The sequence below is a fragment of the Roseovarius nubinhibens ISM genome, from assembly GCF_000152625.1.
GTDB lineage: Bacteria > Pseudomonadota > Alphaproteobacteria > Rhodobacterales > Rhodobacteraceae > Roseovarius > Roseovarius nubinhibens.
On sequence record NZ_CH724156.1, the window covers coordinates 2,043,752 to 2,066,967 of the forward strand.

The 23,216-nt window shown below is 65.2% G+C and carries 20 protein-coding genes; 9 read left to right on the plus strand and 11 right to left on the minus strand.

The features are described 5' to 3' along the window. Positions 1 to 59: 59 nt before the first annotated feature. Positions 60 to 1,172, minus strand: coding sequence for a glutamine-hydrolyzing carbamoyl-phosphate synthase small subunit (carA, locus tag ISM_RS09775; protein WP_009813992.1), 1,113 nt, complete (start codon positions 1,170 to 1,172; stop codon positions 60 to 62). Between the two features lie 230 nt (positions 1,173 to 1,402). Between carA and ISM_RS09780 the strand changes: the two genes are divergently transcribed. Then, on the plus strand, positions 1,403 to 1,861 hold the full coding sequence (locus ISM_RS09780) for a GatB/YqeY domain-containing protein (protein ID WP_040618000.1): 459 nt from the start codon (positions 1,403 to 1,405) through the stop codon (positions 1,859 to 1,861). A 54-nt stretch (positions 1,862 to 1,915) separates the two neighbouring features. Here the strand turns inward: ISM_RS09780 and ISM_RS09785 are convergent, their stop codons facing one another. The 3 genes from ISM_RS09785 to ISM_RS09795 all read right to left on the minus strand — a co-directional run bounded on the left by ISM_RS09785 (position 1,916) and on the right by ISM_RS09795 (position 5,908). Beyond that, a complete protein-coding gene (locus ISM_RS09785; protein ID WP_009813994.1) occupies positions 1,916 to 2,671 on the minus strand; it encodes a helix-turn-helix transcriptional regulator in 756 nt (251 codons plus the stop codon). Between the two features lie 379 nt (positions 2,672 to 3,050). Further along, positions 3,051 to 4,337, minus strand: coding sequence for a crotonyl-CoA carboxylase/reductase (gene ccrA, locus ISM_RS09790; protein WP_009813995.1), 1,287 nt, complete (start codon positions 4,335 to 4,337; stop codon positions 3,051 to 3,053). Positions 4,338 to 4,471: 134 nt separating this feature from the next. After that, positions 4,472 to 5,908 (minus strand): 1-acyl-sn-glycerol-3-phosphate acyltransferase, encoded by a 1,437-nt coding sequence (locus ISM_RS09795; RefSeq protein WP_009813996.1) that lies wholly within the window; start codon positions 5,906 to 5,908, stop codon positions 4,472 to 4,474. A gap of 197 nt (positions 5,909 to 6,105) precedes the next feature. Here ISM_RS09795 and ISM_RS09800 point away from each other — a divergent pair, with 197 nt between their 5' ends. From ISM_RS09800 to ISM_RS09815, 4 genes are all read left to right on the plus strand, one after another. Further along, entirely contained in the window at positions 6,106 to 6,696 is a 591-nt protein-coding gene (locus tag ISM_RS09800) for a GNAT family N-acetyltransferase (protein WP_009813997.1), read from the plus strand. A 113-nt stretch (positions 6,697 to 6,809) separates the two neighbouring features. Further along, positions 6,810 to 8,786 carry a protein meaA gene (locus ISM_RS09805; protein ID WP_009813998.1) on the plus strand — a complete coding sequence of 659 codons (1,977 nt, stop codon included), beginning with the start codon at positions 6,810 to 6,812 and terminating at the stop codon, positions 8,784 to 8,786. Further along, positions 8,783 to 9,229: a GNAT family N-acetyltransferase gene (locus ISM_RS09810; RefSeq protein ID WP_009813999.1), complete on the plus strand. Its 447-nt coding sequence runs from the start codon at positions 8,783 to 8,785 to the stop codon at positions 9,227 to 9,229. The genes ISM_RS09805 and ISM_RS09810 overlap by 4 nt, the downstream gene beginning before the upstream one ends. An 87-nt stretch (positions 9,230 to 9,316) precedes the next feature. Beyond that, positions 9,317 to 9,817 carry a DUF2244 domain-containing protein gene (locus ISM_RS09815; protein WP_009814000.1) on the plus strand — a complete coding sequence of 167 codons (501 nt, stop codon included), beginning with the start codon at positions 9,317 to 9,319 and terminating at the stop codon, positions 9,815 to 9,817. Between the two features lie 16 nt (positions 9,818 to 9,833). Here ISM_RS09815 and ISM_RS09820 read toward each other — a convergent pair whose 3' ends face one another. From ISM_RS09820 to trpS, 3 genes are all read right to left on the minus strand, one after another. After that, entirely contained in the window at positions 9,834 to 10,700 is an 867-nt protein-coding gene (locus tag ISM_RS09820; protein ID WP_009814001.1) for a branched-chain amino acid aminotransferase, read from the minus strand. A 27-nt stretch (positions 10,701 to 10,727) separates the two neighbouring features. Continuing rightward, a complete protein-coding gene (locus tag ISM_RS09825; protein ID WP_198011661.1) occupies positions 10,728 to 11,606 on the minus strand; it encodes a sulfotransferase domain-containing protein in 879 nt (292 codons plus the stop codon). A gap of 152 nt (positions 11,607 to 11,758) precedes the next feature. Then, on the minus strand, positions 11,759 to 12,778 hold the full coding sequence (trpS, locus tag ISM_RS09830; RefSeq protein WP_009814003.1) for a tryptophan--tRNA ligase: 1,020 nt from the start codon (positions 12,776 to 12,778) through the stop codon (positions 11,759 to 11,761). A gap of 84 nt (positions 12,779 to 12,862) precedes the next feature. Here trpS and ISM_RS09835 point away from each other — a divergent pair, with 84 nt between their 5' ends. After that, on the plus strand, positions 12,863 to 13,567 hold the full coding sequence (locus tag ISM_RS09835; RefSeq protein WP_254655676.1) for a rhomboid family intramembrane serine protease: 705 nt from the start codon (positions 12,863 to 12,865) through the stop codon (positions 13,565 to 13,567). A 17-nt stretch (positions 13,568 to 13,584) separates the two neighbouring features. Here ISM_RS09835 and murJ read toward each other — a convergent pair whose 3' ends face one another. After that, entirely contained in the window at positions 13,585 to 15,132 is a 1,548-nt protein-coding gene (gene murJ, locus ISM_RS09840) for a murein biosynthesis integral membrane protein MurJ (RefSeq protein ID WP_009814005.1), read from the minus strand. A 617-nt stretch (positions 15,133 to 15,749) separates the two neighbouring features. On the opposite strand from murJ, the gene ISM_RS09845 reads away from it, so the two are divergent. Then, positions 15,750 to 16,199: a hypothetical protein gene (locus ISM_RS09845; RefSeq protein ID WP_156783363.1), complete on the plus strand. Its 450-nt coding sequence runs from the start codon at positions 15,750 to 15,752 to the stop codon at positions 16,197 to 16,199. Positions 16,200 to 16,247: 48 nt separating this feature from the next. Here ISM_RS09845 and ISM_RS09850 read toward each other — a convergent pair whose 3' ends face one another. From ISM_RS09850 to ISM_RS09860, 3 genes are all read right to left on the minus strand, one after another. After that, the gene (locus tag ISM_RS09850; RefSeq protein ID WP_009814007.1) at positions 16,248 to 17,642 is read right to left on the minus strand and encodes a peptidoglycan-binding domain-containing protein; all 1,395 of its coding nucleotides are present in this window, start codon (positions 17,640 to 17,642) and stop codon (positions 16,248 to 16,250) included. 94 nt (positions 17,643 to 17,736) lie between these two features. After that, on the minus strand, positions 17,737 to 20,508 hold the full coding sequence (locus ISM_RS09855) for a [protein-PII] uridylyltransferase (RefSeq protein ID WP_009814008.1): 2,772 nt from the start codon (positions 20,506 to 20,508) through the stop codon (positions 17,737 to 17,739). Between the two features lie 16 nt (positions 20,509 to 20,524). Continuing rightward, the gene (locus tag ISM_RS09860) at positions 20,525 to 21,712 is read right to left on the minus strand and encodes a penicillin-binding protein activator (protein WP_009814009.1); all 1,188 of its coding nucleotides are present in this window, start codon (positions 21,710 to 21,712) and stop codon (positions 20,525 to 20,527) included. An 87-nt stretch (positions 21,713 to 21,799) separates the two neighbouring features. Here ISM_RS09860 and rsmI point away from each other — a divergent pair, with 87 nt between their 5' ends. Both rsmI and ISM_RS09870 read left to right on the plus strand, forming a co-directional pair. Continuing rightward, entirely contained in the window at positions 21,800 to 22,660 is an 861-nt protein-coding gene (gene rsmI / locus ISM_RS09865) for a 16S rRNA (cytidine(1402)-2'-O)-methyltransferase (RefSeq protein WP_040618003.1), read from the plus strand. Between the two features lie 71 nt (positions 22,661 to 22,731). Continuing rightward, on the plus strand, positions 22,732 to 23,178 hold the full coding sequence (locus ISM_RS09870) for a YraN family protein (RefSeq protein ID WP_050754180.1): 447 nt from the start codon (positions 22,732 to 22,734) through the stop codon (positions 23,176 to 23,178). Positions 23,179 to 23,216 lie beyond the last annotated feature (38 nt).

The window sequence follows — 23,216 nt, forward strand, 5'->3', positions numbered from 1 at the left end:
ACGGGCCGGTCCGTGAGGACCTGCCCGTTCCGTAAAGCTCAGGTTTTCAACCCCTTGGCTCAGCCAGCCATGGAGGCGGCGAAGCGTTCAAAGAGGTAGAAACTGTCCTGCGGGCCGGGGCTCGCTTCGGGGTGGTGCTGAACCGAGAACACCGGGCGGTCTTCCATCCGGATGCCACAGTTCGACCCGTCAAAGAGCGAGATATGGGTCTCGATCACGCCCTTGGGCAGGGTCTGGCTGTCGACGGCAAAGCCGTGGTTCATCGACGTGATCTCGACCTTGCCGGTCTCGTTGTCCTTGACCGGGTGGTTGGCACCGTGGTGGCCGTGGTTCATCTTGATCGTCTTGGCACCGAGCGCCAGGGCGAGCATCTGATGACCGAGGCAGATGCCGAACATCGGCTTGCCGGCCTCGAGCACGCCTTTGATCATCGGCACCGCATAGGCGCCGGTGGCGGCCGGGTCGCCGGGGCCGTTCGACAGGAAGACGCCGTCGGGCTCATGCGCCAGCACCTCGGCGGCGGTGGCGGTGGCGGGCAGCACGGTCACATCGCAGCCCGCCGAGGCGAGGCAGCGCAGGATGTTGCGTTTGGCGCCGAAATCAATGGCCACGACCTTGTGCTTGGGCGCGGTCTGACGCGGGTAGCCATCGGGCCAGGCCCAGCGCATTTCATCCCAGCGGTAGCTCTGGCTGCAGGTCACGTCGAGCGCCAGATCGAGCCCTTCGAGGCCGGGGAAAGCGCGGGCCTGTTCAACCAGCGCATCGGTGTCGAAATTGCCGTCGGGATCATGGGCGAGCGCCACATGCGGTGCGCCCTGCTGGCGGATGGCGCGGGTGAGGCGACGGGTGTCGAGCCCACCGATGGCGATGCGGCCCCGCTTGGCCAGCCAGTCCGAGAGCGTCTCGGTGGCGCGCCAGTTCGACGGCTGGGTCGGGTCCCATTTCACCACCATGCCGGCGGCGACCGGATCGGCGGTTTCGTCATCCTCGGGATTGACGCCGGTGTTGCCGATATGGGGGAAGGTGAAGGTCACGATCTGCCCGGCATAGGAGGGATCGGTCATGATCTCCTGATAGCCGGTCATCGCGGTGTTGAAGCAAAGCTCGGCCGTGGTCACGCCGGTGGCGCCAAAACCGTAGCCGTAGAAAATCGACCCGTCTGCGAGGGCCAAGCAGCCGTCGGACAGGGCTGGGACGAGGAGGCCATGCGCGCATTCTCCGGGCGTAAACAGGTGAAAATCGGGATGTACCTAATGGGCTGTGCCGCAAGGGTCAAGGGCCAAAGACATTGGCGCGGAGCATTGCACTGCCGAAGCAAGCGGCGCATCTGGCCCCTGTTGCCATGGGCACGGGTTATGCGATAGGGGTGTTGTCTTGCGACAGAACCAAGGATGACCATGTCATGACTTTGCGTGAACGTGTGAACGCGGCCTTGAAACAGGCGATGAAGGACAAGGCGGGTGCCCGTCTGGCGACCCTGCGCCTGATCAATGCGGCGATCAAGGATCAGGATATCGCGGCCCGCAGCGGCGATAATCAGGAAGGCGTCGGTGAGGCCGAAATCCTTGCGATCCTTGGGAAAATGGCCAAGCAGCGCCAAGAAAGCGTGCGCGCCTATGAAGAGGGCGGGCGGCTCGATCTGGCCGAGCGCGAGCGCGAAGAGATCGCCATCATCGCCGAGTTCCTGCCCAAGCAGCTCGACGAGGCCGAGGTTGAGGCCGCGATCGAAGCGGCGATTGCCGAGACCGGTGCCAGCTCGATCCGGGACATGGGCAAGATCATGGGCGCGCTCAAGGCGAAATACACCGGCCAGATGGATTTTGGCGCGGTGGGCCCGGTGATCAAGGCGCGGCTGAGCTGATCCGCGCCTAACCCCTTAAAAATTGACGCGGCAAGCCAGAGCTTAGGCCAGAGACTAGGCCAGAGGGATCATCCCCATGGCAATGGCGCGGGCCACGGCATGCGGCGTGTTCACCGCCCCGAGCTTGTGCCGGGCGGTTTCGATATAGCTGCGCAACGTATGTTCCGAGATGGCCAGTTTCGTGGCGATCTGGCCGCGGCTATCGCCGCGCGCGAGAAGCGTAATAACGTCGGTTTCCCGGGGGCTTAGCCGTGGTGCGGGCGGTGTCGCGGCGGCGCTGTCGGGGTCTTCGCCGAGACCGGCATCCGGCTGGCTCATGATCTTGTGGTGGAGCGCGTGGGCCGCGAGAATCAGCGCGAAGCGATTGGCGCGGGTCAGGTCCGTCCAGGTGGCATCATCGCGATCCGCGGTGATTGACAGCAGCGCGAGCTGACCGTTGGGGCCATGGGCGGGGATGGTGAAGCCTTGCGGCCCGATCCCATGCGCCACGGCATCGGCGCGCAGGGCGCGGGCGGCGGGCCGTTGCCAGTCGAGAGGACGCCAATCGAACGGGGTGACCCGTCGCTGCGCTTCGGCGCGGACCGGGTCGATGCGGTGATAGCCCTGCTGCGCATAGCGGGCGGTCCAGCCGGGGGGGAGGGTGTGCCAGTTCTGAGAGCGGTCTGGCCCGGTGGAGGAGCAAAACAGGATCTGATCGACCTTGAGCGCCCGGCGCAGCGCCTCAACCGTCGCCGGCAGGCTGGACAGGCCTGCCTCGGTGTCGAGGCGCGACAGGATCGTGGTCAACCGCTCCGTTGCCAGCTTTTTCATGCGCCACTCGTCCTTGCCCAAGGGATGCCAGCTCGGCCAGTGCGATCATCTGCGCCTCGCCCAAGTGATCTGCCAGGGTTTGCAACCTGTTGGCTTGGGCGAAGCTGCGCATGTCGGCGAGCACATCCAGTATCCATTCACTTCGCATAACCAACCTCTTTTGCCCGTGTTAAAACATGGTTAATTCAACCTTAGCATGTGGAGGTTTTTGCCCGTTACCCACCGAATCCAGCCCGGTCAAAATAGCGGGGCGGGCGGCGAAAACCGGGCGTTTGGCGCGACGCAACAGACCACGAAAAACCGCGCCGTTCGGGGGAACGGCGCGGGTCGGTAACCTGTCGGTATTGCGTCGGTAAGACGACTGTGGCGAAAATCGCCCTTAGCCGCGGGCTTTGAGCACCTCTTCGACGGTCTTGAGACCGGTCTTTGGGGCCTGAACCAGAACCGACATATTGCCCGGCTTATGCTCGTTGCGGCGCATCTTGACATGGGCCGCGGGAATTTCATCCCAGGTGAAGCATTCGGACATGCAGGGGTCGAGACGGCCTTCGATCATCAGCTGGTTGGCGGAGGCCGCCTGTTTCAGATGGGCGAAGTGGCTGCCTTGGATGCGCTTCTGGTGCATCCAGACATAGCGCGCGTCCATGGTCAGGTTGTAGCCGGTGGTCCCGGCACAGATCACCACCATGCCGCCGCGTTTCACCACGAAGGTCGAGACCGGGAAGGTCGCCTGACCGGGGTGTTCGAAGACCATGTCGACATTGACGCCCTTGCCGGTGATGTCCCAGATCGCCTTGCCGAATTTGCGGACCTCTTTGAACCACGCGTCATATTCCGGCGTGTTCACCTCGGGGAGCTGGCCCCAGCAGTCGAAATCTTTACGGTTGAGCACGCCCTTGGCACCGAGGCCCATGACGAAATCGCGCTTGTCCTCTTCCGAGATCACGCCGATCGCATTGGCACCGGCGGCGGTGGCGAGCTGGATCGCGTAGGAGCCGAGACCGCCCGAGGCACCCCAGACCAGCACGTTCTGCCCCGGTTTGATCTCATGCGGGTGGTGACCGAAGAGCATCCGGTAGGCGGTGGCGAGGGTCAGCGTGTAGCAGGCCGATTCTTCCCAGGTCAGGTGCTTGGGGCGCGGCATGAGCTGCTGGGCCTGCACGCAGGTGAACTGGGCGAAGGAGCCATCGGGGGTCTCATAGCCCCAGATGCGCTGGGTCGGGGACATCATCGGGTCGCCGCCGTTGCATTCCTCGTCATTGCCGTCGTCCTGGTTGCAGTGGATCACAACCTCGTCGCCGACTTTCCAGCGGGTGACTTTGGAGCCCACGGCCCAGACCACGCCCGAGGCGTCGGAGCCTGCGATGTGATACTCGGCCTTGTGCACGTCGAAGGGCGAGATCGGGATGCCGAGACCGGCCCAGACGCCGTTGTAGTTGACGCCAGCCGCCATGACGAGAACGAGCACTTCATTGTCGTCGGGCTTGGGGCAATCCACCACTTCGAGCTGCATCGCCTTGTCCGGCTCGCCGTGACGTTCGCGGCGGATGGCCCAAGCGTACATTTTCGCGGGCACATAGCCGAGGGGCGGCAGTTCGCCGACCTCGTAGAGATCTTTCTCGGGTGCGTCATAGGGGGCGATGCCGCCGTTTGTGTCCAAAGCCATGGGAGCCTCCTTTGGAAGTCAGGTTATGCCGCAACGCAGAATCGCGGCTTTGGCCCATGGATAAAATCGCATGAGTAATAATGCAATCCTATTTTGCCAGAAATTGTAATTTTATGACCCAGCAGTTGCAGAAACTACTTTGCGGATGCAGCATCGCCTGAAGTTTCAGCATCTTGCGCATTGTCCTTGGGCAGGGCAGTCGGCCCCGGGCTGGCGGGCACGGGTGGGAAGAAATGCGCGATGGAATTGGCGTAGTAGCGCAGCACCGGCAGTTCATCGGGATTGGCCGCCCAGCCCTCAGAGCTGTGCAGGATCAATTTGCGCCGGGCCAGCCGTTCGCAGGCGCGGCGGGCGCGCAGGCCCATGTCTTCGACCGGTTCGAGGGCGGCGGTGTCCTCGGCGGCGCGAAAGGCGGCCTCGGTGCGGGCGATGAGATCGGCTTCGGGGATCGGCGCCTCGGCCTCGAGCAGGATCTTGGCCATCAGCGGCATCGACAGAAGCGGCATCCCCGCCTGAATGCGGCGCATGAGCTCTGCGCCGAGCGTCTCGGGGTCGGGCTGGGCGCCATAATGGCTCAGCGCCAAGGGCTCGCCAAAGACCACGGCAGCGGTGCCGAAGGGCCGGTAGGTGCCCCAGAGCCTGCGCCAGATCATCCGCAGCACGAAGAGAAAGACCACGCCCATGCGGGCGCGAAAGCGGCGATTGCCGGCCTCGCCCGCCGAGACGAGGATGCGATCCTCGAGCACCCGGTCGTAATTGATCGCCACCGGCACGAAGACGAGATCGCGCCCCTCCGGGTCCCAGCCCTCGGTGACATAGGCGAGCAGGCCGAGCTTGGGCGGTTTGAGCGCGCCATCGAGGCTCAGCCCGCCTTCGGGAAAGATCGCCTGGGTGACGCCGCCGGCGGTGGCCATCTGCACATAGCGGGCGAGCACCTTGCGATAGAGCCCGCCGCGCGATTTGCGCCGGATGAAATAGGCCCCCATGGAGCGGATGAGACGGCTCAGCGGCCAGACCCGTGCCCATTCGCCCACCGCGTAGCTCAGCGCCGAGGCGCGGGCGGCGAGCATGGTGACCAGCACGTAATCCATGTTGGAGCGGTGATTCATGATGAAGATCACCGTGGCGTCGCGGTCGATGCTTTCGATGATCTCGGTGTTGCGGCGGCCGGTTTTGACGCCATAGAGCGCCCGCACCAGCCAGCGCGCCAGACGCGTGCCGAGGCCGAAATAGGCGAAGGCGCTAAAGCTCGGGACGATTTCGCGGGCATAGCGGCGGGCGGTTTCAAAGGAGACGTCTTCGCGCACGCCATTGCGGCGGGCGTGTTCGACGATGGCCTGGGTCACCTCGGGGTCGTAGACGAGGCGCTGGATCATGTCGTGACGGCGGGCGAGCTTGAACGGTTCGATCGGGCGGGTCAGGCGGCGGTTGAGCCGTTCGACGGCGCGTTCGAGACGGCGGCGAAAGAACCAGCGCACCGAGGGGAAGAGGAAATGCGAGGCAAAGGTCACCGCCGCAAACAGCACGATGAGCACGAAGAGCCAGACGGGCAGGGTGATCTGTCCGGTCACGCGGAATGGCCCCGGTGAGAGCGGTTCCGGTGAGAGCAGACCCGGCGCGGGGGACGGGCGGCAGAGGGGCAGGACAGGGACATGGCACTCGCAAGATGGTGATTCGTCTCTTCAATCTACAGGCGGCGGGCTGCCGGGTCATGGGCCGGGTGCATTCGAGGCTTGTCACCGCGCGGGGGAGCGGTGATTTATCCCCTATGAGAGGTTTTCACATCCGCCCCGGCATCCCCGCAGACCAGCGTGATCGCGCCGCCGCGCTCTATTGGGAGGCCTTTGGGCCGAAACTGTCGCGTGTGATGGGGCCTGCGCCGCGCGCCGAAGGCTTTCTCAGGGATCTCTTTGATGCGCGTTTTGCCTTTTCGGCGGTGGATGAGGCAGGGCAGCTTCTGGGGCTGGCAGGCTTCAAGACCCATGAGGGCAGTTTGACCGGCGGCGGGCTGCGCGATCTGGCGCGGAGCTATGGCTGGCCCGGGGCGCTGTGGCGCGGCGGGCTGCTGGCGCTTTTGGAGCGTGAGACGCTGCGCGATGTGCTGTTGATGGATGGGATCTGTGTGGCGCAGGCGGCGCGGGGGCAGGGGGTCGGGTCGGCGCTGCTCGATGCCATTCTGGCCGAGGCGCGGCGGCATGAGCTGCCCCGGGTGCGGCTCGATGTGGTGGCCGAGAACGCGCGGGCGCGGGCGCTCTATGAGCGCAAGGGCTTTGTGGCAGAGGGCGACAGCGAGCTGGGCCTCTTGCGCCATGTCTTTGGCTTTGACCGGGCGACGGCCATGTACCGCAGCGTCAGCTAGGTGTGCGCGGATCGGCTGCGCATCATTATTACAAAACGGGTTGCATGGGGGTAATTTGATAACCTATGCTGCGCCGCAGCGCCCATCGCGACAGTGACAGAGGAAGATTCGCCATGACCCAGACCGAGACGCCCCAAAAGGACCGCCCCTGGCTCATCCGGACCTATGCCGGCCATTCGACCGCCAAGGCGTCGAACGCGCTCTATCGCTCGAACCTCGCCAAGGGGCAGACGGGCCTGTCGGTGGCCTTCGATCTGCCGACGCAGACGGGCTATGACAGCGATCACGTGCTGGCGCGGGGCGAGGTGGGCAAGGTCGGCGTGCCGGTCTGCCATCTGGGCGACATGCGGACGCTGTTCGACGAGATCCCGCTCGAGCAGATGAACACCTCGATGACGATCAACGCGACGGCGCCGTGGCTCTTGTCGCTCTATATCGCCGCCGCCGAAGAGCAAGGCGCCGATATTTCCCAGCTGCAGGGCACGGTGCAGAACGATCTCATCAAGGAATATCTCAGCCGCGGGACCTATATCTGCCCGCCCGCGCCGAGCCTCAAGATGATCGGGGACGTGGCCGAATATTGCTACAAACACGTGCCGAAATGGAACCCGATGAACGTCTGTTCCTACCATCTGCAAGAGGCGGGGGCGACGCCGGAGCAGGAGCTGGCCTTTGCGCTGGCGACGGCGGTGGCGGTGCTCGACGAGCTCAAGCCGCGGGTGGCCGACGAGGATTTCCCGGCGCTCTGCGGGCGGATTTCCTTCTTTGTGAACGCGGGCATCCGGTTTGTGACCGAGATGTGCAAGATGCGCGCCTTTGTCGATCTCTGGGATGAGATCCTGACCGAGCGCTATGGCGTCGAGAACCCGAAATTCCGCCGCTTCCGCTATGGGGTGCAGGTCAACAGTCTGGGCCTCACCGAGCAGCAGCCGGAAAACAACGTCTACCGTATCCTGATCGAGATGCTGGCGGTGACGCTCAGCAAGAAGGCGCGGGCGCGGGCCGTGCAGCTTCCGGCGTGGAACGAGGCGCTGGGCCTGCCGCGGCCTTGGGATCAGCAATGGTCGATGCGGATGCAACAGATCCTCGCCTATGAGACCGATCTTCTGGAATTCGACGATCTCTTCGATGGCAACCCGGCGGTGGATGCCAAGGTCGAGGCGCTCAAGGACGGTGCGCGGCACGAATTGGCCAATCTCGACAGCATGGGCGGGGCGATTGGCGCGATCGACTATATGAAGGGCCGTCTGGTCGACAGCAATGCCGAGCGGCTGGGCCGGATCGAGCGCAACGAGACCGTGGTTGTCGGCGTCAACAAATGGACCGAGGGCGAGCAAAGCCCGCTGATGACCGGCGATGGCGGCATCATGGTGGTCGATCCCGCCGTCGAGGCCGAACAGATCGCCCGGCTCGAGGCCTGGAAGGCAGAGCGCGACAGCGCCGCCGTGGACGAGGCGCTGCGGGCGCTGCGCGAGGCGGCGGCAAAGGGCGAGAATGTCATGCCCGCCTCGATCAAGGCGGCGCGGGCCGGGGTCACCACCGGCGAATGGGCGGCGCAGATGCGGGCCGTCCATGGCGAATATCGCGGGCCGACCGGTGTCTCGGCCAGCCCGTCGAACAAGACCGAGGGTCTCGACGATCTGCGCGATGCGGTGGATATGGTGAGCGACCGTCTCGGGCGGCGTCTCAGCTTTCTCATCGGCAAGCCGGGGCTCGATGGCCATTCCAACGGCGCCGAGCAGATTGCCTTCCGCGCCCGCGATTGCGGCATGGACATCCGCTATGAGGGCATCCGCCTGACGCCCGAAGAGATCGTCAATGCGGCGCTTGAGGACAAATCCCATGTGGTCGGCCTGTCGATCCTGTCGGGGAGCCATATCCCGCTGGTGGAAGAGCTGATGCGGCGGATGCGGGAGGCGGGGCTTGGCGATGTCCCGGTGGTCGTCGGCGGCATCATCCCCGAGGAGGACGCCCGCCGGTTGCGCGAAATGGGCGTGGCGCGGGTCTATACGCCGAAGGATTTCGAGCTCAACACCATCATGCGCGATGTGGTCACCTTGGCCGATCCGCAGGCGGTGGCGGCGGAATGAGCTTGGCTCTGACCATCCGGCCGATTGGCGTCGGTGACAAACAGGCGTGGCGTCCGCTCTGGACCGCCTATCTCGAGTTCTACGAGAGCTCGGTCGCCGATGAGGTCTATGACACCACTTTCGAGCGGCTCTGCGATGGCGGGCATCCGGATCAATGCGGCCTCTTGGCCTTTGATGGCGAACGGGCGGTGGGGCTCGTCCATTACATCTATCACCCGCATAATTGGCGGATCGAGAAGACCTGTTACCTGCAGGATCTCTATGCCGATCCGTCGGTGCGCGGGCAGGGGGTTGGCCGGGCGCTCATCGAGGCGGTCTATGCGGCGGCGGATGCGGCGGGCTGTCCCTCGGTCTATTGGATGACGCAGGAGTTCAACGCCGAGGCGCGCAAGCTCTATGACCGGATCGCGACGCTGACGCCATTCATCAAGTATCAGCGTTAGGCCCCGGAGGCGCGCGGTCTGCGACATCGGGCCTCGGCCCCGATGATGGCTCTTTTCTCGGCGGGCGCAGGCGCTACTATCTCGGTCATGCCCTATCAATGGACCCCTGCCCCCGGCACGGCCCCCCGGACCTGCCTTATCCTCTGGCCGCATCGGTCGTTGCCGCGCTGGGGCTTTGTCCTCTTTATCGGGATCACCTGTGCCATGCTCTTGGTGCCCTTGCTGGCGCTTCTGGGGACCGGGGCGCTCTGGGGGTTGTTGCCGTTTCTGGCGGTGGCGGTGGCGGCGGTCTGGTGGGCCATATCGCGGAGCTATCGCAGCGGCGAGACGCGCGAAGAGCTCTGCATTGATCCCGAGCGCGCGGTGCTGATCCGCAGCAATCCCGATGGGCGCGAACAGCGCTGGCAGGCCAACAGCTATTGGGTGGAGGCGCGGATCTACCCGAAGGGCGGGCCGGTGCCGCAATATATCACGCTGCGCGGCGAGGGGCGGGAGGTCGAGCTTGGGGCGTTTCTGTCCGAGCCGGAGCGGGCGCGGCTCATAACCGAGCTGACCACGGCGCTCAGCCACGCGCGGGCGGGCGGCTGAGCGAAGGGCGGGGGCGTCAGGCGGTCCGGCGCGCCCAGTCCCAGTAAAGTTCGCGGGTGCGCCGCGTGATAGGGCCGACCTGATACTGGGTGTCGTCAAAGGCGGTGACCGGGGTCACCTTGGACATGTTGCCGCTCAGGAAGATCTCATCAGCGTCGTGGAACTCGTCAAAGCTCATGATCTTTTCCACCACCTCGACCCCATCGGCGCGCAGGTTCGAGATATGGCGCGCCCGGGTGATCCCGGCGAGGAAGGTGCCGTTGGGAATGGGGGTGAAGACCACGCCATCCTTGACCGCAAAGACATTGGCGGTGGCGGTTTCGGCCACATTGCCCATGGCATCGGCCACCAGCGCATTGGTAAAGCCCTTGGCGCGGGCCTCGGCCAGCATCCGCGCGTTGTTGGGATAGAGCGCGGCGGCCTTGGCATTGACCACGGCGTTTTCCATCACCGGGCGGCGGAATTGCGTGCGGGTCAGCGTGGCCGAAGCCCCCTCGGCCGGCATCGGGATTTCCTCGAGCGAGATGGCAAAGCCGGTCTCGCCATCCTCTTTGGGGACGATGGCGGAATAGCCGCAATCCTTGGCCCAGTACATCGGCCGGATATAGACGGCGGCGTCGGGCGCATAGCGTTTGAGCCCCTCGCGCACGATGGCGACCATATCGGCGGTCTCGACCGTGGGGGTGACCATGAGGGCGCGGGCCGAGGCATTGGCGCGGGCGCAGTGCAGGTCGAGATCGGGGGTCAGCCCATAGGCAAAGCGGGCGCCGTCGAAGATATTGCTGCCAAGCCACATGCCGTGATCCGCGCCGCGCATGATGGCGATGTCGCCCTCGTGCCAGGCGCCTTCGAAATAGGTGTGGATATTCGTGCCGGTTGCCATGTTCTGATCTCCTTGTCGGAGCCGACACTAGGCCGGGTCAGCGAGGGCGTCCAGTAGCGCCGCGTAATCCTTGAGCCCGTGCTCGGCCTCCATCGTCTCGGACCAGCGCAGATCGAAGGCGGCGCGCACCGCGGGGCCGATGAGCTCGGCCTCGCCGCCGACCTCGCCGGAATGCACCTTGGTCGCGGCGCCGCCGGGCGGCAGGCCGCAGGCGGCGTCGCGGCTCTCGCGCACCAGATGGTCGTCGAACTTGGCGCTATGGGCCTTCATGAAATCAAAGCTCGCCTGCCGCGTGGCGATCTCGATCCGGGCGGGATCGTCGATGCCGATGAATTCTGCGACGCGGGCCACGGTGCCGGGCAGATCGCGGCCCATATGTTCATAGGCGAGGATCAGCACCTCGTCGCGGTGCCGCTGACCCCACCAGGAGGCGGCATGGGTCCAGTAATTGTCCTGATCTTCGCGGTTGAGGAAATGGCAGGCAAATTCGGTGACCGAAATGCTGCCCGGTTCAAAGAACCAATCCTCGAGAAAGCGGTAGAGCGAGCGGGCGGCGTCGAGCGGGTCGCGCATCACCACGATATAGCGGCCGCCCTTGGGGATGTCGTGCCAGCTCAGATGGCTCTTGAAGGCGCGGGGGCTGGGCTGATCGCCGGGGATGGCGAGCCCGAGATCATGGGCCAGTTCGATCCAGGGCACGACTTGGGTGATCTCGCCGAAGGACATGTCGCCGCCGCTGCGCAGCCCATGCACGATCTGCTGCATCCAGGTGGTGCCGCATTTGGCGAAGGGCGCGATGAAGACATCGCTCGGCTCGGGGCGGTAGGCGAGCCCCGCAGCAACCCCTTCGGGCGTCGCGAAGCGTTCGGAAATCTCGCGCAATTCGTCAAGATTTGTGGCACGCATCCAGCTCTCCTTGGCAACAGTCATGGGCATATTGGCGTAGCATCCTCTGGCCTAGCGGGGGAATTGGGTATTTACGACCAGAAAGAGGCGCGGGGGCAGGAACCTGCCCAAATCCGCACATCCGACGTGCCCCCGGGAGCGGGAGGGGAGGGTCAGGAGGTGACCATCCCCATGATTTCGTAGGTTTGCCGCACGATCGGCTGGGCGATGGCGCGGGCGCGTTCGGCGCCGCGGGCGAGGATCGCGTCGATCTCCGAGACATCCTGCATCAGCCGGGACATTTCGGCGGTGATCGGCGACAGCTGATCGACGGCGAGATCCGCGAGCGCCGGTTTGAAGGCGGAGAACTCGCGCCCGCCCATGTCGCGCAGCACCTCGTCGACGCTTTGGTCGGCGAGGGCCGCGTAGATATTGACGAGGTTGCGCGCTTCGGGCCGGGCCTCGAGCCCTTCGGCCTCGGAGGGCAGCGCCTCGGGGTCGGTTTTCGCCTTGCGGATCTTCTTGGCGATGGTTTCGGCATCATCGGTGAGGTTGATCCGGCTCATGTCCGAGGGGTCGGATTTCGACATTTTCTTGGACCCGTCGCGCAGGCTCATGACCCGGGTGGCGGCGCCTTCGATGCGCGGCTCGGTCTCGGGGAAGAAATTCACGCCATAGTCATGGTTGAACTTGGCGGCGATGTCGCGGGTCAGTTCGAGATGCTGTTTCTGGTCCTCGCCCACCGGCACTTCGGTCGCGTGATAGACGAGAATGTCGGCGGCCATCAGCGCCGGGTAGGCAAAGAGGCCGAGCGAGGCGTTTTGCGCGTTCTTGCCGGCCTTGTCCTTGAACTGGGTCATGCGCTGCATCCAGCCCATGCGGGCGATGCAGTTGAAGACCCAGGCCATCTGGGTGTGCTCGGGGACCTGGCTCTGATTGAAGAGGATCGACCGGTCCGGGTCGATGCCCGAGGCGATGAAACCTGCCGCCAGTTCGCGGGTGGCGCGGGTGAGATCGGCCGGGTCCTGCCAGACGGTGACCGCATGCAGATCGACCATGCAGAAGAGCGACTCGATCCCGCGCTCTTGCGAGGCGGCAAAGCGCTTGAGCGCGCCAAGGTAGTTGCCCAGATGCAGGTTGCCCGAGGGCTGAATGCCTGAGAAGACACGCGGGGTGAAGGCGGTCTCGGTCATATGATGTCTCCGACTGGAAATTCCGGCTCGCCTCGCTTACCCATGCGGTCGAGCGCCGTCAAGGCAAGCCCCGAGGAGAGGCCCATGAGTGAAGAGCATATGACCGAGCGCGGAGCGCCAGCCCCGATCAACCCGTTGCCGCCAGTGGTGGTGGCGCTGTTTCTGATGATCCTCGGGTTCGAGGCGGCCTATACGCTCGGCAGTCAGGGGATCGTTGGCGGGCCGCAGGCGGTGGGCTGGCGGCAGGCGGCGATCCAGACCTATGCCTATAACGCCGATATTCAGCGCTGGATGCTGGCCAATGGCATCTACCCGTTCGAGCATGTGATCCGCTATATCACCTATCCCTTTGTGCATGCGTCCTTTACCCATGCGGCTTTTGCCGGGGTGATCCTGCTCGCCATGGGCAAGTTCGTGGGCGAGGTGTTCCGGCAATGGGCGGTGGCGGCGGTGTTTGCCGGATCGGCCATATTCGGCGCCCTGGCGCATGGCATGGTGGCGCATGAGCAGCCCTGGCTCATGGGGGCCTATCCCGGCGTTTATGGGCTGATCGGGAGTTTCACCTATCTCATGTGGCTGCGGCTCGGCGAGCTCGGAGAGCGGCAGGTGCGGGCCTTTTCGCTCATCGGGTTCTTGATGGGGTTGCAGCTCTTGTTCGCGCTGCTGTTCGGTGGCGACAGCATGTGGATCGCCGATGTGGCGGGGTTCTGTTTCGGCTTTGCCCTGTCGTTCTTCGTGGCGCCCGGCGGCTGGACCAAGATCCGCGCCAAGCTGCAGCAGCGCGGCTGATCGGGGGCGCCGCCGGGTCAGGCCGAGCGGCGCAGGCGGGATTTGAGCTCGGCCAGGCTAAAGGCGCGGGTCAGCGTGCCGAAGGCGAAATAGCTCAGCCCGCCGAGCCCGATCAGCGCCAGCAGCGCCAGCCAGCGCAGCCCCGGCATGCCAAAGAGCGGCCCGAGCAGGAGCATCAGCCCGGCGAGCACCAGACCCATCAGCGCCGAGGCCAGCGCGATGCGCCAGGCGCGGGCGCGAAAGCGGGCGTCGAACCGGGTGGTTTCGCCGAATTTCCGCGCGCCGAGCACCAGCAACAACAGCATGGCCCAGGCCGCCACGGTGGTGGCCAGCGCCGCCGCGAACCAGCCGATCACCGGGGCGAGCCCGACGGCGATCACCGCGTTCACCACCATGGCGACGATGGCGTAGCGAAACGGGCTGCGGGTGTCTTCGCGGGCGAAAAACACAGGCTGGACAACCTTTTGCAGCACGAAGGCCGGCAGGCCCAGCCCGTAGATCGCCACCGCCAGCGCCGTGGCGGCGGTGTCATCGGCGGTAAACGCGCCGCGTTCGAACAGGACCGAGACCAGCGGCAGCGGCACCACCACCAGCGCCACGGCGGCGGGCAGGGTGAGGGCCAAAGACATCTCTCCGGCGCGCGACAGGGCCTCGCGGCTGCCGGCCTCGTCGCCCGATTTGAGGCGGCGCGAGAGGTCGGGGAGGAGCACGATGCCGATGGCGATGCCGACCACGCCGAGGGGCAGCTGATAGAGGCGGTCGGCGGCGTAGAGCCAGCTCACCGCGCCGGAATAATTGGAGGCGACCAGCTGACCGACGAGGAGGTTGATCTGCACCACGCCGCCGGCTAGGGCGGCGGGGACGGCGACGGCGATGAGGCGGCGCATGTCGGGCGAGAGCCGGGGTCGGGTTGGTCGCAGGCGAAGCCCGGCGTGACGCAGATCGCGCCAGACCCAGACCAGCTGGGCCACGCCAGCGAGCGGGATCGTCCAGATCAGCGCCTCGACCACGCTGACATATCCGGTGAGCGCGGCGAGCCCCATGGTGACGCAGAGCATGACGTTGAGCAGCACCGGCGCGGCGGCGGCGGCGGCAAACCGCCCGGCGGCGTTGAGCATCCCCGAGACCAGCGCCGCGAGCGAGATGAAGAAGATGTAGGGAAAGACGACGCGGCCGAAATCCACAGCCATATCAAAGCGTTCGTCGCCGTAGAAGCCTTCGGCGGTGACCCAGATGAAGCCCGGCATGAAGATCATGGCGAGGGCGCAGAGGAGGATCAGCACGAGGGCGAGGCCGCTCATCGCCTGGGCCGCGAAGCCTTCGGGGTCGTCGCCCGCTTCGAGCCGTTTCGAGAACATCGGCACGAAGGCCGCGTTGAAGGCGCCTTCGGCAAAGAAACGGCGGAACATATTGGGCAGGCGGAAGGCCGCGACGAAGGCATCCATCACCGGGCCGGGGCCGATCAGGTTGGTGATGAACACGTCCCGGACAAAGCCCAGAAGCCGGCTGAGAAGGGTCCAACCGCCAACGGTCAGGACGGAAGAGAGCAGGCGGACGGGTTTCATGAGCAGGCCTTTGGATGCGTGATTGCCCCAGAGTTACCGGAAGCCGCGGGCGGGGGGAAGAGCGCCGCCGCGGGTGGGCCGGGGCGACCGGCGGAAACCCCCGCGTTAACCAAGGCGAGGGGCGAAAATGCCCCGTCGGTGGCACGTCGGTATTACGTCGGTAAAGCGACAGTGCGGGGTTTGGGGGGCTGTGATGGGGGCGCGAGACGTTACCGGAAACGTACTTAGGATTCATGAAAATTTAATATTTAGAAGAGAGGTTGATTGGGTCACAGTTGGTGACATGCGCCTTGACGAATGCTCAGATGGTCCACAAATTGTGGACAAGGACGCTGGTAGACGTTTATAGCTCAAGGTGCCGACGATGGAGCTTTTGCCTTTGAGATACGTCGCCCTGGCGTGTGGCCGATGAAAAATCGAGGTAGTTGCAATGAAAAAGAACCTTAAGATGAGACCCCGTAGTTTGTGGGCCTTTCAGGATTGCTATACCATCGACCCAAGCAAGAGCATGCGTGCTTGGGAGGGCCTTAGCCTCAATCAACAGGGTGCAGAACTGGGGATGCTCCCTAAGATTCTTCATCTTTCATTACTGGAAACTTTGAAAGAGCGGCAAAGTCTTGACGGACGCAGAAGATCAAAACCCCTCCACAGGGGAAGTATTGGGGCCTGAACAGGCGTCTGACGGACCTGTCGGTGATAACTACATTGCACTAATCTCTCAGTATACTGAGAGACCTGACCTTTTGCTGGAGACCTTGGAGAAGAACGATCCAGGTTTCATTAAACGAATGAACGCAAAAGCAGAGGAGCGCTCTGAGAGAATGAGCGAAGCTCGTTTTCGCTTCGGGGGCATACAGGCATATTCAAGCTTGGCAGTCTCGGTGATTGCAGCGTTAGTTCTCTTGGGCCTGACCGTTTATATGGTTGTGAATGAGATCGCCTCTTTTTGGGCGATAATTGCGTTGATCGTCTTCTATGCTGTCTCGCAGAGCGGTCCTTCTGGGTTCTTCGAACTTTGTCGCGGTATAGCGGATTTCTTCCGGCGCAATGATAGGAAGCCAGATTAAGACACGCTTGTCTTTGCTTGCCTGATAAACGACGGCACAAAAAAGATCTTACCCGCCGAACCCCAGTGCGTCGAGCGAGGCGCGGTCGGGGGCGCCGGTTTGGGGGAGGTCTTGGGACTGTTGAAAGGCGCGCATGGCGCGGCGGGAGCCGGGGCCCCATTGGCCGTCGGGTTTGCCCGCCTCAAAGCCTGCCTTGTTCAGCAAAGCCTGGATCTGGTGGTAATCGTCCGAGCTCAGCACCACGGTGGTGAAGCCGCAGGCATTGGCCACGGCCTCGAAGGCGGCGGTCTGACCGGCGAGCGAGAAGAGCGCGTCATGGGTGCGGCCATTGCGTTCGGTGATCCGCAGAAACACCTGACCCGCGTCATAGATGGCGCGGATCATCTCTTCGGCCTCCTCGCCAAAGACGCCCGCGCCCTTGTTGGTGGTGAGGCCGCTCCAGCGCAGGCTGCGGGCGGCCTGGGTGCCGATGCGCAGCGTCACGTCAAAGCTGTTCCGGCGCAGGTCCGGGATCAGGTAATCATCCTGCACATAGATGAGCGCGGTTTCGCCCTCGGTGCAGCGGACCACCAGCGCGGTGAGCCCGGTGAGATCGCGCGGGTCATAGGCGGAATAGTTGATCGCGGTGACCTCGGGGCTGTCGTCGACAGCGGCGCGGCCGGTCTCGATCGTCCACCAGCCGGAGATCTGATGAGCGGTCGCGTGGGCGAGCTCGAACGGGGCGAGCCGATAGTCGATCTCGGGATGCTCGGGATCGGCCCAGACCGGCGGGCCAGTGTCGGCAGCGGTCTCGGAGGGCGCCGGGGTGCTGGTGGTTGCGGCAGGCGCTGTGTCGGGCTCGGGCGCGGCGCCGGGCGTCGTGGGGGCGGGGGCGAGCATCGGAAAGCTGATCCCGTATTTCGCCGAAAGCCAGCCCATGCGCAGACCGGCCAGCGTCAGCCGTTCGGTTTCGAGCCGCGACTGCACCATGGTGGCGAGGAGCCCATCGGCGGCGCGCAGCTCGCGCTCGGCGGTGGCGATGCGGGCGCGGGCGCGGGCCATTTCCACCATGAGCCGGTCGGCGCGGGCGGGATCGGGCGTCAGCGCGGGGGTGGTGGCCTCGAGCGGGGCGGCGCCGTCCAAGGCGAGCTGACGGTTGCGCAGAAGGGTGTGCGAGAGCCGCAGCGCGTCACGCAGCGCCGCCTCGACCGGCGTCGGGGTCTCCGCAAAGCGCGCCTCGAGCGCGGAAAGCTCGGCCTCGATCTGGGCGAGCTCGGTGGTGAGCTCGGCGGCGAGGTCAGTGGCCTCGGCGGTACTCTGGGCGGTGGTCTGGGCCTGGGCCGCGCTGGTCAGAGGCAGCAGCGATCCGGCCAGCGCGAGGCAGGCGGCCAGCGCTGGGGCTAGGGCAACTCGGGCGGGGCGGGCGCGGGCCGGTAGGCCCTGCGCCGGGGGGAACTCTGTCATCGGGCGTCTCATATCTGTCGCGCCCGTCGATGCAGGCGCAATGCGGCAGGCAGATGGCCAAGACGGGGTGGTTTCCCGGCGGCCCGTCACCGGCTCAGGACTCGGCGCGTTCGACACCGGCCGAAATCGCCTCGCGCAGCTTGCGGTCGAGCGACCGTTGCTTGGCCTCGGAGTGGAATTTCAGCCCGAACATGTCCTTGACATAGAAGGTGTCGACCACCTGTTCGCCATAGGTCGCGATCACCGCCGAGTTGATATAGACATTGAGCGCCGCCAGCGTGCGCGTCAGGTCATAGAGCAGCCCGGGGCGGTCGCGCGTGTCGACCTCGATGATCGTGTAGATCTCGGACCCGTCATTGTCGAAGGTGATATGGGTCGGCACCCGGAAGGCGCGTTCGCGTTTCTTGATCTTGTCGCGCGATTTGATCGCCTCGCGCGGGATCACCTCGCCGCGCAGCGTCTTGTCGATCATCTGGCGCAGGCGGGGCAGGCGGTCGGCCTCGAACGGGTGGCCGTCGGCATCCTGAATCCAGAAGGCCGCCGTGGCAAAGCCGTCCTTGGAGGTATAGGTGCGGGCGTCGACCACATTCGCGCCAACCAGCGCCAGCGCGCCCGCGAGCCGCGAGAAGATGCCGGGATGGTCGGCGAGTGCAAAGCAGGCGCGGGTCGCGTCGCGGTCCTTGTCCACGGCGAGATCGATGGCGATCTCGTTCTCGCCCAGGTCGCGCAGGAGCCGGGCAAAGACCACATGGGCGGTGACATGCAGCCCCTGCCAATAGGCCGGGTAATGGCGGGTGGTTTCGAGCTTGATGTCGCGGCTGTCCCAGTCGGGCAGGGCCTGACGCAGGTTGCGTTTCGCCTCGGAGCCGCGCTGTTCGCGGTTGAGCGCCTCGAGCCCGCCTTCCATGGCGCGGCGGGTCTGGCGATAGAGCGCCCGGATCAGCGATGCCTTCCAGTTGTTCCAGGTGCCGGGGCCGACGCCGTTGATGTCGCAGACGGTGAGCACGCAGAGCAGATCGAGCCGCTCGCGGGTCTGCACCAGCTTGGCAAAGTCGCGCACGGTGCGCGGGTCGGCGATGTCGCGCTTCTGCGCCATGTCGGACATCAGCAGGTGATAGCGCACCAGCCATTCGACCGTGTCCACCTCCTTGGGCTTGAGCCCGAGACGGGGCGCGACGCGGCGGGCGATCTGGGCCCCGAGGATCGAGTGATCTTCGGGGCGGCCCTTGCCGATGTCATGCAGGAGCAGCGCCACATAGAGCACCCGGCGGTTCACCCCTTCCTTGAGGATCGACGAGGCGACGGGCAGCTCTTCGATCAGCTCGCCGCGTTCGATCCGGGCGAGGTAGGAGATGCATTGGATCGTGTGCTCGTCCACCGTGTAATGGTGGTACATGTTGAACTGCATCATCGCCACGATGGGCTCGAACTCGGGGATGAAGGCCGAGAGCACGCCCAGCTCGTTCATCCGGCGCAGGGCGCGTTCGGGATTGCCGTGTTTGAGCAGGAGCCCGAGGAAGAGTTTGCGCGCCTCGGGGGCGTCGCGCATCTCATTGTCGAACATGTGCAGATTGGCCGTCACCAGCCGCATCGCGTCGGGGTGGATCAGGAGACCGGTGCGCAGCCCTTCCTCGAAGAGCCGCAGGAGATTGACCCGGTCGCTGAGAAACTCGGTCTCGTCGGCGATGCCGAGACGGCCGTGCACCTCGACATAGCCGGGTTTGAGCTTGCGCCGCCGGCCAAAGATCCGCTGCAGGATCGGCTCGGCCTTGACATGCATCGCTTCGAGCTTGGTCAGGAAGATGCGGGTCAGCTCGCCCACCGCATTGGCGTGGCGGAAATAGGCCTGCATGAAATGTTCCACGGCGCGGCGGCCGCCGACATCGACAAAGCCCATGCGCGAGGCGACCTCGACCTGCAGATCAAAGCTCAGCTGGTCATTGGGCCGTCCGGTGGCCAGATGCAGGTGACAGCGCACCGCCCAGAGGAAATTCTCGGCCCGGGCAAAGCGGTCGAACTCTTCCTCGGTGAACATGCCGAGCGCCACCAGCTCGGACACATGCTGCACCCGGTGCAGGTATTTGGCGATCCAGAACAGCGATTGCAGGTCGCGCAGCCCGCCTTTGCTTTCCTTCACATTGGGTTCGACCACATAGCGCTGGCCGCCCTGTTTCTCGTGGCGCTGGTCGCGTTCCTCGAGCTTGGCCTCGATGAATTCGCGCGCCGAATTGCGGAAGAGATCGCGCCAGAGCCGGTGGCCGAGATCGGCGCAGAGCTTGGCATCGCCGGTGATGAAACGGTGTTCCAGCAGGGCGGTGCGGATGGTGAAATCCTCGGCCCCGAGCCGCAGGCAGTCGCGGATGGTGCGGCTCGCATGGCCGACCTTGAGCCGCAGATCCCACAGGATGTAGAGCATGCTCTCGATCACGCTCTCGGCCCAGCCGGTGATCTTGTAGGGGGTCAGGAACAGCAGGTCGACATCCGATTGCGGGGCCATTTCGCCGCGCCCATAGCCGCCCACCGCCAGCAGTGCCAACCGTTCCGACTGGGTCGGGTTGGGGCGCGGGTGCAGGTGTTTGGTGGCGGTGTGATAGGCGGCGAGCACCAGACAATCGGTGAGCCAGCAATAGCTGCGCGTCGCCTCATGGGCGGCAAAGGGATGATCCGCGAGCGCTGCGGCGATGGCGTCGCGCCCGGCCTTGCGGCGTTCGGTCAGAAGGCTCACCACCGCGCTGCGCAGATCGCGCGGATCGGGGATCGCCTCGGCGGTGGCGTCGATGGCGGTGAGCGTTCCGGGGAGGTCGAAAATTTCGGCGGCGTCGCAGATCAGGGTCTGCGGCGCCGCCTCGACGTCTTGCACGATCATGTGCGGGAGGTCCGGATCAGAAGCCCGCACCACCGAACCCGCGCGGGGCAGGGTCGACGATCACCATCCGGCCGCCTTGCACGGTGGCCACGGCCAGCGCCCGCTGGTTGCTGCCATTGGGCAGCAGGCGGAAGGCGCCGCCGGTGCCTTGAAAGCCCGAGCTTTGCGTCAGCGAGCCACGGCTCAGCGCGTCGCCCCGGCCCGAGCGGGCCAGCGCGCCGATGGCGGCGATCCCGTCATAGGCCAGCCCGGCGATGGCGTGGGGGCTGCTGCCATAGGCGCCTTGGAAACGATTGTTGAAGCTCGCCATGCGGCCGGTGTCGGGCACGGCGAACCAGCCGCCCTGGATGCCCGGCAGGCTCAGCGTCTGGGCCGGTTGGTCCCAACGGGTCAGGCCGACATATTGGATGACCTCGGGCGAGAGCCCGGCCTCGGGCAGCATCTGCGCGAAGAGCGGCAGCGCGCCGGCGGTGTTGGAAGTCAGGAAGAGCATGTCGGCATTGGCCTGACGCGCGGTCTGGGTGATTTTCGGCACGGCCGCGACGACCCCGTCTTGCGAGAAGCCATAGCGCACCCGCCCGGCCAGCGAGATGCCATTGGCGGCGGCAGCGCGCGCGATGGCCTCTTGGCCAACCTCGCCCGCGAGATTGTCGGAACTGACCACCAGAACCCGCGATTTGCCCTGTTTGCGGGCATAGCTCATCATCCGGTTGGCGGTGTTGTCAAAGGTATGGCCCAGCACGAAAAGATTGCCGCCGGCGATGGTCGGGTTGTTGGAGAAGGCCAGCACGTTGACGTTTTTCGGCGCCATGGCGATGGCCACCGCATTGGCGGATTCCGCATGCAGCGGCCCGAGAATGATTTGCGCCCCGTCGGCCACGGCGTTGAGCGCCGCCTGACGCGCCTTGGCCGGGTTGCCCGCGGTGCCATAGACCCGCAGGTCGATGCGCACCCCGTCGAGATCGGCCACCGCGAGCTTGGCCGCGTTTTCCAGATCGCGGGCCAGCGCCGCCTCGCCAGGGGCGGCCGAGCCATGCGGCACCAGAAGCGCCACCGGCACCGGTTTGCCCGGGTCGATTCTCTTCCCGGTGCCGCCGCCGGCGCTTGGCAGCATCGCATCGTCACAGGCAGCGAGCCAGAGCAGCGAGAACAGGACGAAAAGGCGGCTCAGCACCTTGCGGGCGCTCGGCAAAACGGCAAACATGGGTGTTCCTCACTTTGTCAGGGCGGCGGGCTGGTCCTGCCGCGATGTCACAGCTCATAATAGTGTTACCACGGGGCGGGTCCAGAGATGAATCCCAGGACAGAAAGATTGGCGGCGGGTCTCTACCTTGTCGCCGTACCGATCGGCACGGCGCGTGACATCACGCTGCGGGCGCTCGACATCCTGGCCTCGGCCGAGGTGCTGGTGGCCGAGGACACGCGCAGCCTGCGGCATTTGATGGAAATCCATGGCATTAGCCTCGGGGATCGGCCGCTCTGGGCTTATCACGATCACAATGGCGGCAAGATGCGACCGCGCATCATGGCGGCGCTGACCGAGGGCCGGTCGGTCGCCTATGCCTCGGAGGCGGGTACGCCGATGATTGCCGATCCCGGCTTTGATCTGGTGCGCAGCGCCCGCGACGAGGGGCTGGGGGTGATCGCCGCGCCGGGGCCCTCGGCGGTGGTGACGGCGCTGACCGTGGCGGGGCTTCCGACCGACCGGTTTCTCTTTGAGGGGTTTTTGCCCAACAGTGCGAGCCAGCGCAAAACCGCGCTGCGCGAGATCGCCGGGGTGCAGGCGACGCTGGTCTTTTACGAATCGCCCAAGCGGGTGGCGGCGATGCTGCGCGATGCGGCGGAGGTGCTTGGCCCGGACCGCGAGGCGGCGCTCTGCCGGGAGCTTACCAAGAAATTCGAGGAGGTGATCCGCGCCCCGCTGGGGCAATTGGCCGAGGAGGTGGGCGCGCGCAGCCTCAAGGGCGAGATCGTGGTGCTCATCGACCGGGGAACGGCGATTACCGTCGATGAGGCCCATATCGAGGCGCGGCTGCGCGTGGCGCTCGAGAGCGCATCGGTGCGCGATGCGGCGGATAAGGTGGCGCAGGAGACCGGCTGGAAACGGCGGCAGGTCTATCAAATGGCGCTGCAGATCGAAAAGGGCGAATGATTAGGTGAATATTAGGTGATTTGTGCGACCGTGAGATCGGTTGTTTTTTTGTGATTCTCGGGACGCGCGCGATGCCTTTTGACCTTTTCGACTATGCCGATCAACAGGCGGCGCTTGGGGATGCGGCGCCAATGGTCACGCCACCGGTTGCGGCCCGGCAGCGGCGCGGTCGGTGCGCCTATGATCGCGGGCGGGCGGCGGAAGAAACGGTGCTGCGCCGCTATGAGGCGCGGGGCGCACGCTGTTTGGCCCGGCGTTGGCGTGGGCAATCCGGCGAGATTGACCTCATCTTTCGCCACCAGGGCGTCATCCTCTGTGTCGAGGTGAAATCCGCCGCCACCCATGAGCGCGCGCTCGAAAGCCTCAGTACGGCGCAGATGGCGCGGATCTATACGGCGGCGTCGGAATTCCTCGGTCAGGTGCCCGAAGGCCAGCTTGCCGAGCTGCGTTTCGACGTGGCGACGGTGGACGGGATGGGCGTGCCGCGCATCCTTGAGAACGCTTTTGGGCATTTGTGAATTGAACATGGGCGCGGGCTGACGCATGTAGGTTTCAT